This is a genomic window from Streptomyces coelicoflavus (assembly GCF_045041415.1).
Lineage (GTDB): Bacteria > Actinomycetota > Actinomycetes > Streptomycetales > Streptomycetaceae > Streptomyces > Streptomyces coelicoflavus.
Genome location: NZ_CP108218.1, coordinates 1,461,134 through 1,473,351, shown reverse-complemented (window position 1 = coordinate 1,473,351; position 12,218 = coordinate 1,461,134). Strand labels below are relative to the sequence as shown.

The following is a 12,218-nucleotide window of genomic DNA, read 5'->3' as shown; positions in this document are numbered from 1 at the left end:
GCGTGCCCCTCACGCCGTCGCCGCACCCGCCGCCGGCGGCGCCAACTGCCGGGCCAGCCACGTCGGGACACCGCCGAGGAGCCGGAACAGCCGCCGCGCCTCGTCCCGCAGCCGGGACGCCTCCGGCTCCGACTCCGCGTCCGCCAGCGAGGCCAGCGCGGGCGCCGTACCGACGAGGTACCCCAGCTCCTCGCGGATGCGCAGCGACTCGGCGAAACCGTGCCGTGCCTCGGTCAACTCCCCCTCGCGCAGCGCCAGACCGGCCAGATGCCGCCAGGTGAAGGACAGGAGCAGCGGCTCGGCGTGCGCCGTCGCGCCGGCGTGTGCGCGCCGGTACGCCGCGCGGGCCGCCTGGGGGGACCGGGTCAGGTTCTCTGCGAGCAGCCCCCGCCGGAAGTCGAGCAGCGCCCGTCCCGCCGCCCCCGGCGCGATCAGCGCCGCCGCCCGGCCCAGCGCGGCCCGCGCCTCGTCGGCCCGGTCGCGCACCCCGTGCACCGTGGCGGCGTACGCGAGTTGACCCCGTTCACAGGCGGCGGCCCCGCGTTCGTCGTCGCTGTGGGCCAGGGCCTCCGCGGTGCGCAGCGCGTCCTCGGCCTCGGCCCAGCCCTGCTCGGTGTACAGGCACCGCTCCACGAGCAGCGCGGTCCGCTGCAAAGCGGTGTCCGCGCTGACCGGCTCCAGCAGGGCCGCAGCGTCGGCCCAGCAGCCGCGCGAGCGCAACCGCCATACCGCGGTCTGGAGCGGATCGTCACCTTCGGTCGTTCCCCAGCCAGAACCAGCCATGGCGGAATGCGCCACGTCGCCCTCCCCTTAGCACGCCATCGAGCTCTCGAGTGGTGGCCGCATCTCAGCACGGATCCGGCGGCCCGGCCAAGAGGATGGGTGAAACTTTTCACAAAGTCGTGGTCTTCGTGCCGTCGAGGTTTGGAACCGCCCGGACCGCCCCCGGACCGCCCCGCACTGCCCCCGGACCGCCCCACACCGCCCCCGGACCGCCCCACACCGCCCCCGGACCGCCCCACACCGCCCCCGGACCGACCCCGGGCCCCGACGCGGCCTCCGCGCGCCCCGGACCTCAGCTCATGCGCAGGGCCAGGAAGAAGTCGAGCTTGTCCTCCAGCCGCGACAGGTCACGCCCCGTCAACTGCTCGATCCGCCCGACGCGGTAGCGCAGCGTGTTGACGTGGAGGTGCAGCCGGTTCGCGCAGCGCGTCCAGGAGCCGTCGCTGTCGAGGAACGCCTCCAGCGTCGGGATCAGCTCGGCGCGGTGCCGGCGGTCGTAGTCCCGCAGCGGGTCGAGCAGCCGGGCGGTGAAGGCCCGCCGCACGTCGTCCGGGACGAAGGGAAGCAGCAGCACGTGCGAGGCCAGCTCCTGGTGGCCCGCCGCGCAGACCCGGCCGGGGCGCGCCGCGGCGACCCGGCGCGCGTGCCGGGCCTCCTCCAGCGCCCCGCGCAGCCCCTCCGCCGAGTGCACGGCCGCGCTGACGCCCAGCGTGACGCGCCCGTCCCCGTCGAGACCGGCCGACAGCGGTTCCCGTACGGACTGGAGCAGCGCGTCCGCGAGAACCCCCGCCTCGGAGCCGTCGTGCTCGCTGGAGACCGCCGGCAGCGGTACGAGGGCGACCGCCTCCTCACCGGTGTGCGCCACGGCGATGCGGTCCGACTGCTCGGGGCCGGTGGCGTGCGGGTCGACGAGGATCTCCTCCAGCAGGGTCTGCGCGATGCGGCCGGTCTGCCCGTCGCCGTCCGCCCACTCCACCCGGGCCACCACGACCTGCCAGTGCGGTGCCGCGCCGAGGCCGGGCAGCAGCACCGGCGCCGCCACCCGGAGCCGAGCCGCGATCTCGGCCGGCGCGGCGCCCGTCTGCACCAGCTCCAGCACCTCCTGGGCGAGCCGCCGCCGCACCGTGCGCGCCGCGTCCCGCCGGTCCCGCTCGACCGCGATCAGCTGGGTGACGCCGTACAGCAGGTCGAGCCGCTCCTCGGCCCACTCCCCGGCGTCCGCCTCGACCACGAGCAGCCAGTCGGACAGCACCGTCTCGCGCACCTCCCGGCCGCCCGCCGCCGCACCCTGCGGGACACGCGGCGCCGCGGCCGCCGACGGGAGCTGCCCCCGGCCCCGCACCGGGAAGAGGCTGTACGTCGTGGCGCCCACGGAGACCCGGTGCGGCGCGCGCCGGCCCGCGCGGGTGGCCGCGAGGTGCTCCGCCGCGAGCTTGGCGCACACCTCGGCCGGGAGGGCGGGCTCCGCGTCCTTCGGTCCCGCGACCTGCCGTCCGGTGGGGGAGAGGACCCAGGCCCGCAGGTCGAGGTCGGAGCCGAGCAGGTCCAGGACCACGTCGGGGCCGCCGCCCGCCGGTCCCGAGGTCATCATCCGGCGGTGCCGGTCCACCACGGCCGCGAGGTCCCCGGCCCGCTCGCCGGACACCTGGCGCACGACGTGCTCGGTGATCGTCGCGAAGGCCACCGACTCGTGCACCGCGAACAGCGGCAGCCGGTGCCGGGCGCAGGCCACCACCAGGTCCTCCGGCACGCTCCCCAGCTCCGCCTCACCGGCGGCCAGCGCGGCCACCTGGGCCTGCACCAGGAGACGCACGAACGGCTCGGAGTCGGCGGCGCCCCGGCGCCAGGCCAGGCCGGTGAGGACCAGCTCGCCGCCCGAGAGGTAGCGGCTGGGGTCCCGCAGGTCGGTGGTCATCACGCCGCGGACCGTACGGTCCAGCTCGTCCTCGCCGCCGAGCAGCTTGAGGCCCAGCGCGTCGGTGTCCAGCAGTGCGCGCAGCCGCATTCTCGTCGCCGCCGTTCTTTGTCTCGAAGTGTTCCAGGTCACGCGGCTGTGTCGCCCGATTCCGGAGAAGAACAGGGAGGCTCCCGAGCACCTCCGTTCATACGAATCTACAAGATGCCCGCCCTGGCCAGCCAACTCCTTCATGGTTTCTGCGACTGACCCCGGTGGAGCACACGGCGGTGTACTGAGGCCATTCCACGTGAACAGCACATGAACGAGCCGGGCCCCCGGTACCCGCGTGTGGCTCAATCCGTACGCCCCCGATCGACCCCTTACCCCCGATCAGACGAGGAAGAGAGCCGGTCATGGACTTCCTTCGCCCCGCCAGCTGGGAGGAGGCGCTCGCCGCGAAGGCCGAGCACCCCACCGCTGTGCCGATCGCGGGCGGTACCGACGTGATGGTCGAGATCAACTTCGACCACCGCAGGCCCGAGTACCTCATGGACCTGAACCGTGTCGCCGACCTGACCGAGTGGGAGGTCGGCGAGGACTCCGTACGGCTCGGTGCCTCCGTGCCCTACACCCGGATCATGGAGGACCTCCGCACCGAGCTGCCGGGTCTCGCCCTCGCCTCGCACACGGTCGCCTCCCCGCAGATCCGCAACCGCGGCGGCGTGGGCGGGAACCTCGGCACCGCCTCCCCGGCCGGCGACGCCCACCCGGCGCTGCTCGCCGCCGGCGCCGAGGTCGAGGCCGAGTCGGTGCGCGGCACCCGGCGCATCCCGATCGACGCGTTCTACACCGGCGTGAAGCGCAACGCGCTGGCGCCCGACGAGCTGATCCGCGCCGTGCACGTCAGGAGGGCCGACGGACCGCAGCAGTTCTCCAAGGTCGGTACCCGCAACGCCATGGTCATCGCCGTGTGCGCCTTCGGTCTCGCCCTGCACCCGGACACGCGCACCGTCCGCACCGGCATCGGCTCGGCCGCGCCGACCCCGATCCGCGCCACGGCCGCCGAGGAGTTCCTGAACGCGGCGCTCGAGGAGGGCGGCTTCTGGGACAACGGGAAGGTCGTCACCCCCTCGGCCGTCAAGCGGTTCGCGGACCTGTGCGCCGCCGCCTGCAACCCGATCGACGACGTCCGCGGCACCGCCGCCTACCGCCGCCACGCGGTCGGCGTCATGGCGCGCCGGACGCTCACCTGGACCTGGGAGTCGTACCGCGGCGCCCGCCGCACCACGGAAGGAGCCGCGTGATGCGTGTCAACCTCACCGTCAACGGGCGTCCGCAGGAGGCCGACGACGTCTGGGAGGGCGAGTCCCTGCTGTACGTACTGCGCGAGCGGATGGGCCTGCCCGGCTCCAAGAACGCCTGCGAGCAGGGCGAGTGCGGCTCCTGCACGGTCCGCCTGGACGGCGTGCCGGTCTGCTCCTGCCTCGTCGCCGCCGGACAGGCCGAGGGCCGCGAGGTCGTCACCGTCGAGGGCCTCGCCGAGTACGCCCGGCAGCGCGCCGAGGGCGGCACCACGACGGGTGCCCGGGCCGGCGAGAGCGCCTCGCTCGACGCGGCCCGGCGGTGGCAGGCCCGGGGCACCGACTCGCAGACCGGCGAGAACATCGAACTGGCGCCGATCCAGCAGGCCTTCCTCGACGCCGGCGCCGTCCAGTGCGGCTTCTGCACACCAGGACTGCTGGTCGCCGCCGACGAGATGCTGGAGCACCACCCGGACCCGACCGACGAGGACATCCGCGAGGCGCTGTCCGGCAACCTGTGCCGCTGCACCGGCTACGAGAAGATCATGGACGCGGTCCGTCTGGCCGCGGCCCGCCGTTCCGAGGGGGCCGGAGCATGACCGCCAACGGCGCACCCGCCGGCCTCACCCAGGGCTCCACGACCAGGGGCGGCATCGGCGAGTCCACGCTCCGCCCGGACGGCGTCCTCAAGGTCACCGGCGAGTTCGCGTACGCGTCCGACATGTGGCACGAGGACATGCTCTGGGGCCAGATCCTGCGCTCCACCGTCGCGCACGCCGAGATCGTCTCCATCGACACCGGCGAGGCGCTCGCCACCCCCGGCGTCCACGCCGTCATGACGTACGACGACCTGCCCACCGACGTGCGCCACTACGGGCTGGAGATCCAGGACACCCCGGTCCTCGCCCACGGCAAGGTCCGCCACCACGGCGAGCCGGTCGCGATCGTCGCCGCCGACCACCCGGAGACCGCACGCCGCGCCGCCGCGAAGATCAAGGTGGAGTACCGGGAACTGCCCCTCGTCACCGACGAGGCCTCCGCGACCGCCCCCGGTGCGGTCCTCGTCCACGAGCACCGCGACGACCACCACAGTGGCCACGTCCCGCACCCCAACATCGTGCACCGCCAGCCGATCGTGCGCGGCGACGCCGCCGCGGCCGCCGCACGCGCCGACGTGATCGTCGAGGGCGACTACCACTTCGGCATGCAGGACCAGGCCTTCCTCGGCCCCGAGTCGGGTCTCGCGGTGCCCGGCGAGGACGGCGGCGTCGACCTCTACATCGCCACCCAGTGGCTCCACTCCGACCTGCGCCAGATCGCCCCCGTGCTCGGCCTGCCCGAGGACAAGGTGCGGATGACGCTGTCCGGCGTCGGCGGCGCCTTCGGCGGCCGCGAGGACCTGTCGATGCAGATCCACGCCTGCCTCCTCGCGCTCCGCACCGGCAAGCCCGTCAAGATCGTCTACAACCGGTTCGAGTCCTTCTTCGGCCACGTCCACCGCCACCCCGCCCGGCTCCACTACGAGCACGGCGCCACCCGCGACGGCCGGCTCACCCACGTGAAGTGCCGCATCGTCCTGGACGGCGGCGCCTACGCCTCCGCCTCCCCGGCGGTCGTCGGCAACGCCGCCTCGCTCTCGGTCGGACCGTACGTGTGCGAGGACGTGGACATCGAGGCCCTCGCCCTCTACTCCAACAACCCGCCCTGCGGTGCCATGCGCGGCTTCGGCGCGGTCCAGGCGTGCTTCGCCTACGAGGCGCAGATGGACAAGGTGGCGGCCGAACTCGGCCTGGACCCCGTGGAGTTCCGCCGGATCAACGCCATGGAGCAGGGCACGCTCATGCCCACGGGACAGCCCGTCGACTCCCCGGCGCCGGTCGCCGAACTCCTGCGCCGCGTCAAGGCGATGCCGATGCCGCCGGAGCGCCAGTGGGAGTCCAGCGAGGGCGCCGACGTACGGCAGCTGCCCGGCGGTCTGTCCAACACCACCCACGGCGAGGGCGTCGTCCGCGGCGTCGGCTACGCGGTCGGCATCAAGAACGTCGGCTTCTCCGAGGGCTTCGACGACTACTCCACCGCCCGGGTCCGCCTGGAGGTCGCCGGAGGCCGGCCCGTCGTCACCGTGCACACCGCGATGGCGGAGGTCGGCCAGGGCGGCGTCACCGTCCACGCGCAGATCGCCCGCACCGAACTGGGCGTCGCCGAGGTCACCATCCGGCCCGCCGACACCCGGGTGGGCTCGGCCGGTTCGACGTCGGCCTCCCGGCAGACCTACGTCACCGGCGGCGCGATCAAGCACGCCTGCGAGCTCGTGCGCGAGCGGGTCCTGGAGATCGGCCGCCGCAGGCTCGGCCCGTACCACCCCGCCTGGGCCACCGCCGAACTGCTCCTGGAGGGCGGCAAGGTCGTCACCGACGGCGGCGAGGTCCTGGCCGACCTCGTGGACGTCCTGGAGGACGAGGTGGTCGAGGTCGAGGAGGAGTGGCGGCACCGGCCGACCGAACCGTTCGACCTGCGCACCGGCCAGGGCAACGGTCACGTCCAGTACTCCTTCGCCGCGCACCGCGCCGTCGTCGAGGTCGACACCGAACTGGGCCTGGTCAAGGTGATCGAGCTGGCCTGCGCCCAGGACGTCGGCAAGGCGCTGAACCCGCTCTCCGTGGTCGGCCAGATCCAGGGCGGCACCGTCCAGGGCCTGGGCATCGCGGTGATGGAGGAGATCGTCGTCGACCCCGTGACCGCCAAGGTCAGGAACCCGTCCTTCACGGACTATCTCCTCCCCACGATCCTCGACACGCCGGCCCTACCGGTCGACGTGCTCGAACTCGCCGACGACCACGCGCCCTACGGGCTGCGCGGAGTCGGCGAGGCACCCACCCTGTCGTCCACCCCGGCGGTCCTCGCGGCCGTCAGGGACGCGACCGGGCTGGCGCTCGACCGCACGCCCGTACGACCGGAACACCTCACCGGCACGGCGGCGGACCAAGACCCTCCGGGCGGCGCACGGAACGTCACACCCTCCGCGCCGCCCGGAGCACCGACCAAGTCCCGCTCCGCTCGCGGTACTTGAAGTACCACCGTTCCACCGTTCCACCGTTCCACCGTTCTGAGTAAGACCACATGCGTTCGTCTCGGGCCGTCCCCCGGGTCGTGCATATCCCAAATCCCGCGGCCGCCCCAGCGGCCGGACGGGTGCACCTATGAACCTTGGGAGACGGCCCCATGACCCAGCAGTCAGTGGAGCCCAAGATCACCGCCGAAGACGCGGGCGCGGGTTCCCGCGTCCCCGGCGGACGGTCTTGGCTCGACCGGTACTTTCACATATCCCACCGGGGATCGACGGTCGCGCGTGAGGTGCGCGGCGGCATCACCACCTTCATGGCGATGGCGTACATCGTCCTGCTCAACCCCGTCATCCTGTCCGGCAAGGACGCGGCGGGCGACACCCTGGGCCAGAAGGCCCTGATCACCGCGACGGCCTTCGCCGCGGCGCTCACCACGCTCCTGATGGGCTTCGTCGGCAAGGTGCCGCTCGCCCTGGCCGCCGGGCTCTCGGTCTCCGGCGTGATCGCCGGGCAGGTCGTCCCGCAGATGACCTGGCCGCAGGCCATGGGCATGTGTGTGATGTACGGCGTGGTGATCATGCTGCTCGTGGTCACCGGGCTCCGCGAGATGATCATGAACGCGATCCCGCTCGCCCTCAAGCACGGCATCACCATGGGCATCGGCCTGTTCATCGCCATCATCGGCCTGGTCAAGGGCGGCTTCGTCCACGCGGGCAAGGCGACCCCGCTCACCCTCGGCCCTGCGGGCGAACTCGCCGGCTGGCCCGTCCTGCTCTTCGCGGGCACCCTGCTCCTGATCTTCATGCTCCAGGCCCGCAACATGCCCGGCGCCATCCTGATCGGCATCGTCACCGGCACGATCGTCGCCGCGATCCTGAACGCCACCGGGGTCATCGACCCCAAACAGTGGGCCAACGGCGCCCCCGAGCTGCACGGCAGCGCGGTCTCCATGCCGGACTTCTCGCTCTTCGGCAGCCTGGAGTTCGGCGGCTGGGGCGACGTCGGCGTGATGACGGTCGGCATGATCGTGTTCACGCTGGTGCTCGCCGGGTTCTTCGACGCGATGGCCACCATCATCGGCGTCGGCACCGAGGCCAAGCTCGCCGACGACAAGGGCCGCATGCCCGGACTGTCGAAGGCGCTGTTCATCGACGGCGCCGGCGGTGCCATCGGCGGTGTGGCGGGCGGCTCCGGCCAGACCGTCTTCGTCGAGTCCGCGACCGGAGTCGGCGAGGGGGCCCGCACCGGGCTGGCCTCCGTCGTCACCGGCCTGTTCTTCGCGGCCTGCCTCTTCTTCACCCCGATCACCGCGATCGTGCCGCAGGAGGTCGCCTCGGCGGCCCTGGTGGTCATCGGCGCGATGATGATGATGAACGCCCGGCACGTGGACTGGGCCGACCGGGCCACCGCGATCCCGGTCTTCCTGACCGTGGTCCTGATGCCGTTCACGTACTCCATCACGGCCGGTGTCGCCGCGGGCGTCATCTCCTACGTCGCCATCAAGGTCGCGCAGGGCAAGGCGCGGGAGATCGGCGCGTTCATGTGGGGCCTGACGGTGATCTTCATCGTCTACTTCGCGCTCAACCCGATCGAGAGCTGGATGGGCGTGCACTAGCCGCCACGACGGGAACCCTTCACGTACCCGTTGTCCGAGGAGACCGGAAGGTTCGAGGAGGACCGGAGGACCGGAGGGCCGTAAGGACCGAGGAGGGCCGACAGATGCTGGACATCGCCGACGAGCTGCACCGGTGGGTCGAGCAGGGGCGCGACTTCGCCGTGGCCACCGTGGTGGCCGTCGGCGGCAGCGCCCCCCGGCCCACCGGCGCCGCCCTCGCGGTGGACGCCGACGGCACGGCGGTCGGCTCGGTCTCCGGCGGGTGCGTGGAGGGAGCCGTGTACGAGCTGTGCCGACAGGCCCTCCAGGACGGCGAAACCGTTGTGGAGCGCTTCGGGTACAGCGACGAGGACGCCTTCGCCGTGGGCCTGACCTGCGGCGGGGTCATCGACGTCCTCGTCACCCCGGTACGGGCGGCGGACCCCGCCCGCCCGGCCCTGGCCGCCGCGCTCGCCGCCGCCGCACACGGGGAGACGGCGGCCGTCGCCCGGGTCGTCAGCGGCCCGGCGGAGCTGCTGGGTCGCGCGCTGGTCGTCCGGGCGGACGGCTCCCGCACCGGCGGCCTCGGCGGCCACCCCGAGCTGGACCGCACGGCGGCCGCCGAGGCGGGCGCCTTCCTGGACGCCGGGCGCACCGGCACGCTGGAGATCGGTGAGCAGGGCTCGCGCTGCGGAGCACCCCTCACCCTGCTCGTCGAGACCTCCGTCCCGGCGCCCCGCATGATCGTCTTCGGCGCGATCGACTTCGCCTCGGCACTGGCGCGGGTCGGCACGTTCCTCGGGTACCACGTGACCGTGTGCGACGCCCGCCCCGTCTTCGCCACCCCGGCCCGCTTCCCGGACGCGGACGAGATCGTCGCCGAGTGGCCCCACGAGTACCTTGCGCGCACCGAGGTCGACGCGCGCACGGTGCTGTGCGTCCTGACCCACGACGCCAAGTTCGACATCCCGCTGCTCCGGCTGGCGCTGCGCCTCCCGGTGGCCTACGTCGGCGCGATGGGCTCCCGCCGCACCCACCTGGACCGCGAGGCCCGGCTGCGCGAGGCCGGCGTGAGCGACCTGGAGCTGGCCCGCCTCAGGTCGCCCATCGGCCTCGACCTCGGCGCCCGCACGCCGGAGGAGACGGCCCTGTCCATCGCGGCCGAGATCGTCGCGGCCCGCCACGGCGGCACGGGCGCCGCCCTGACCGGCGCCCACACCCCCATCCACCACGACGGCCCGGCGGCACCGGCGGGGCGCGTCGGGCCGGTGGCACAGGTTCCCGTGCGCGGCGCGGGCCGGTGGCTCCGCCGAGCCCGAGCCGGCCTCAGCCCCGGCCGGGCGCCCTCCTGACCAGCGACACCTCCGCGACCACCGGCCGGTGGTCCGAGGCCGTGGGCTCCTCCGGCACCGCGACGTCGCGCACCCGTACGCCCTCGCCCACGGTCACGTAGTCGATCCGCTTCACCGGCGCCTCGGCGGGATACGTGGCCGGGGTCCCGGTGCCCGCGTCCCGCAGCTCCTTCCACAGCGGTGCCAGCTCGGGTGCCGAGGGCTCGGCGTTGAAGTCGCCGAGCAGGAACTGGCGGGCACCCGGGAGCTCCGCCCGCTCGCGGGCCATGATCCGCCGGGTGTCGGCGACCTGGGCCGCGCGCACCGCCGGGTCCGCCCGGTAGTCGAGGTGGGTGACGAACACCTGTACCGGCACGCCGCGCACCTTGAGCGTCACCTCGCCGAACCCGGGCGCGGGGGCCGGCACCGGGTTCTCGTCCTGCGTGGACAGGCGCGTGATCTCGTGGTTCGTCGCGGAACGGACCGGGAAGCGGGACAGCACCGCCACGCCGTACTCGCGCCGGGGCTCACCGGCCGTCACCGGGTCGAGGCTGTAGATCGGCGCGAACGACACCCGCATGCCGAGCCGTCGCGCCAGCTCCCCGGCCACGTCGAGCCCCTGGCTGCGGGCTCCCCAGTGCACGTCGACCTCCTGGAGGCCGATCACGTCCGCGTCGAGGGCGCGCAGCGCGGCGGCCTGCCGGTCGAGGTCGAAGACGCCGTCCGAGCCCGCCCCGGCGTGGATGTTGTAGGTGGCGATGCGCAACGGGACCGAGTGGCCCCGGTCGGCGGCGGAGGCGGGCGGTGCCGTCACGGCCAGGGTCAACAGGGCGCCGGTGACGGACAGTTGGATGAAGGTGCGCGCTCTCGGAGACATGTCGGCACGGTACGCGGGAAACGGCGTCCGCAAGGCCCGCGGCGCGAACTCGTCCGCGGCCCGTCCCCCGTCCGCAACCCCCGGTTCACGGGCGCCGCAGCAGATGGTCGACCGTGCGGCCGAAGACGAGGCGCCCCGAGCGGGCCAGGACGCCGTCGAAGAGGGCCGGGAGGAGCCGGACGTCCAGCTCCTCGCGCCACACCACCCGCGCCCGGCCGCCGGGCCCCGTCCGGACCTCGATCTCCGCCCAGCCCCGGACCACCCGGCCGCGCTTCTCCAGCCGGCACCGGCCGGGGGCCTCTCCCCGGGGCGGCTGCCAGACCGTCACCTCCATCGCGTCGTCGAAGGCGAGCAGTCCGGCGCCCGTACGGGCCACGACCAGCGTGCCCCGGCGGGTGGGTCCGGGCGGGCGGGCGGTGACCCGGGTCAGCGGCACGGTGTCGCCGTGCCGCCCCCACCGGGTGAGCCGGCGCCAGGCCTCGTCCGGGGCGAGCGGCACGCTGCGGTCGATCGAGAAGGTGGCCACGGGGCGATCGTGGCACGTCCGTCAGCGGTACACCTTGCCCGGCTCGGCCTTCCCGGGGGCCATCAGCTGGGGGACCGTCACGAAGACGTAGCCGCGCTTCTTGAGCGCGTCGATGATGCCGGGTACGGCGGGCACGGTGCCGTCGTAGATGTCGTGCAGCAGGATGATGCCGTCCCGGGACGACTGGTCCAGTACCCGCTCGGTGATCAGGTCGGAGTCGTTCGTCTTGTAGTCCTTGGCGGTCACGCTCCACAGCACCTCGGCGAGACCCAGCTCACGGCAGATGTCGTGCACCGTGTCGTCCGTGCGGCCCTGCGGCGGGCGCATCAGCGTGGGGCGCTTGCCCGTGAGGCGCTCTATCTCCTTGTTCGGGCGCTCCAGCTCGTCCCGTATCTCGTCCGGGTCGGCGTCGGTGAGGATCTTGTGCGTCCAGGTGTGGCTGGCCACCTCGTGGCCTTCGTCGGCCATGCGCCTGACAAGTTCGGGATAGGTGTCGATGTGGCGCTTGCCCAGCAGGAAGAAGGTCGCCGGGACCTGCTTCTCCTTGAGTATGTCGAGCAGCCGCGCGGAGTTCTCGCTCGGTCCGGCGTCGAAGGTGAGTGCGATGCACTTGGTGTGCGCGCAGTCGACGGTGCCGAGCGAGGTCGACCGGGCCTGGGTGTCGGCGGCGTTCCGGACGGAGCTGGGAGATTCGGTCTCCAGCTTGGTGCAACCGCTCAGCGCGAGGGTCAGCGAGGCGGCGGCAGTGAAGGTCGCGAGCGCGCGCAACCTGGTCCCCGTTTTTGTCATCTTCCTGGTCAGCGAAAGCATGCGAGGACTATACGCAGCGAGTATATACGCTGTT

9 protein-coding genes and 1 pseudogene are annotated in these 12,218 nt (G+C 73.3%); 5 read left to right on the top strand and 5 right to left on the bottom strand.

Translation table 11 applies throughout. The annotated features are described in order from the left end of the window. Nucleotides 1-9: 9 nt before the first annotated feature. The gene (locus tag OHA99_RS06540; RefSeq protein ID WP_282882555.1) at nucleotides 10-798 is read right to left on the bottom strand and encodes a hypothetical protein; all 789 of its coding nucleotides are present in this window, start codon (nucleotides 796-798) and stop codon (nucleotides 10-12) included. A gap of 277 nt (nucleotides 799-1,075) precedes the next feature. After that, entirely contained in the window at nucleotides 1,076-2,788 is a 1,713-nt protein-coding gene (locus OHA99_RS06535) for a PucR family transcriptional regulator (protein ID WP_153177272.1), read from the bottom strand. A 305-nt stretch (nucleotides 2,789-3,093) separates the two neighbouring features. Between OHA99_RS06535 and OHA99_RS06530 the strand changes: the two genes are divergently transcribed. The 5 genes and pseudogenes from OHA99_RS06530 to OHA99_RS06510 all read left to right on the top strand — a co-directional run. Beyond that, entirely contained in the window at nucleotides 3,094-3,984 is an 891-nt protein-coding gene (locus tag OHA99_RS06530) for a xanthine dehydrogenase family protein subunit M (RefSeq protein ID WP_153177271.1), read from the top strand. Then, nucleotides 3,984-4,580, top strand: coding sequence for a (2Fe-2S)-binding protein (locus OHA99_RS06525; RefSeq protein WP_405694651.1), 597 nt, complete (start codon nucleotides 3,984-3,986; stop codon nucleotides 4,578-4,580). Before OHA99_RS06530 ends, OHA99_RS06525 begins: the two co-directional genes overlap by 1 nt. After that, on the top strand, nucleotides 4,577-7,051 hold the full coding sequence (locus OHA99_RS06520) for a xanthine dehydrogenase family protein molybdopterin-binding subunit (protein WP_405694648.1): 2,475 nt from the start codon (nucleotides 4,577-4,579) through the stop codon (nucleotides 7,049-7,051). The genes OHA99_RS06525 and OHA99_RS06520 overlap by 4 nt, the downstream gene beginning before the upstream one ends. Before the next feature lie 152 nt (nucleotides 7,052-7,203). Continuing rightward, on the top strand, nucleotides 7,204-8,661 hold the full coding sequence (locus OHA99_RS06515) for an NCS2 family permease (protein WP_007445472.1): 1,458 nt from the start codon (nucleotides 7,204-7,206) through the stop codon (nucleotides 8,659-8,661). A gap of 104 nt (nucleotides 8,662-8,765) precedes the next feature. Beyond that, nucleotides 8,766-9,914, top strand: a pseudogene (locus OHA99_RS06510) (XdhC family protein); the annotation flags it as partial. 52 nt (nucleotides 9,915-9,966) lie between these two features. Here the strand turns inward: OHA99_RS06510 and OHA99_RS06505 are convergent. The 3 genes from OHA99_RS06505 to OHA99_RS06495 all read right to left on the bottom strand — a co-directional run bounded on the left by OHA99_RS06505 (nucleotide 9,967) and on the right by OHA99_RS06495 (nucleotide 12,184). Continuing rightward, nucleotides 9,967-10,848, bottom strand: coding sequence for an endonuclease/exonuclease/phosphatase family protein (locus tag OHA99_RS06505; RefSeq protein WP_194279879.1), 882 nt, complete (start codon nucleotides 10,846-10,848; stop codon nucleotides 9,967-9,969). An 85-nt stretch (nucleotides 10,849-10,933) separates the two neighbouring features. Further along, nucleotides 10,934-11,374: an SRPBCC family protein gene (locus tag OHA99_RS06500; RefSeq protein WP_405694645.1), complete on the bottom strand. Its 441-nt coding sequence runs from the start codon at nucleotides 11,372-11,374 to the stop codon at nucleotides 10,934-10,936. Nucleotides 11,375-11,395: 21 nt separating this feature from the next. After that, nucleotides 11,396-12,184, bottom strand: coding sequence for a polysaccharide deacetylase family protein (locus OHA99_RS06495; RefSeq protein WP_405694644.1), 789 nt, complete (start codon nucleotides 12,182-12,184; stop codon nucleotides 11,396-11,398). Nucleotides 12,185-12,218 lie beyond the last annotated feature (34 nt).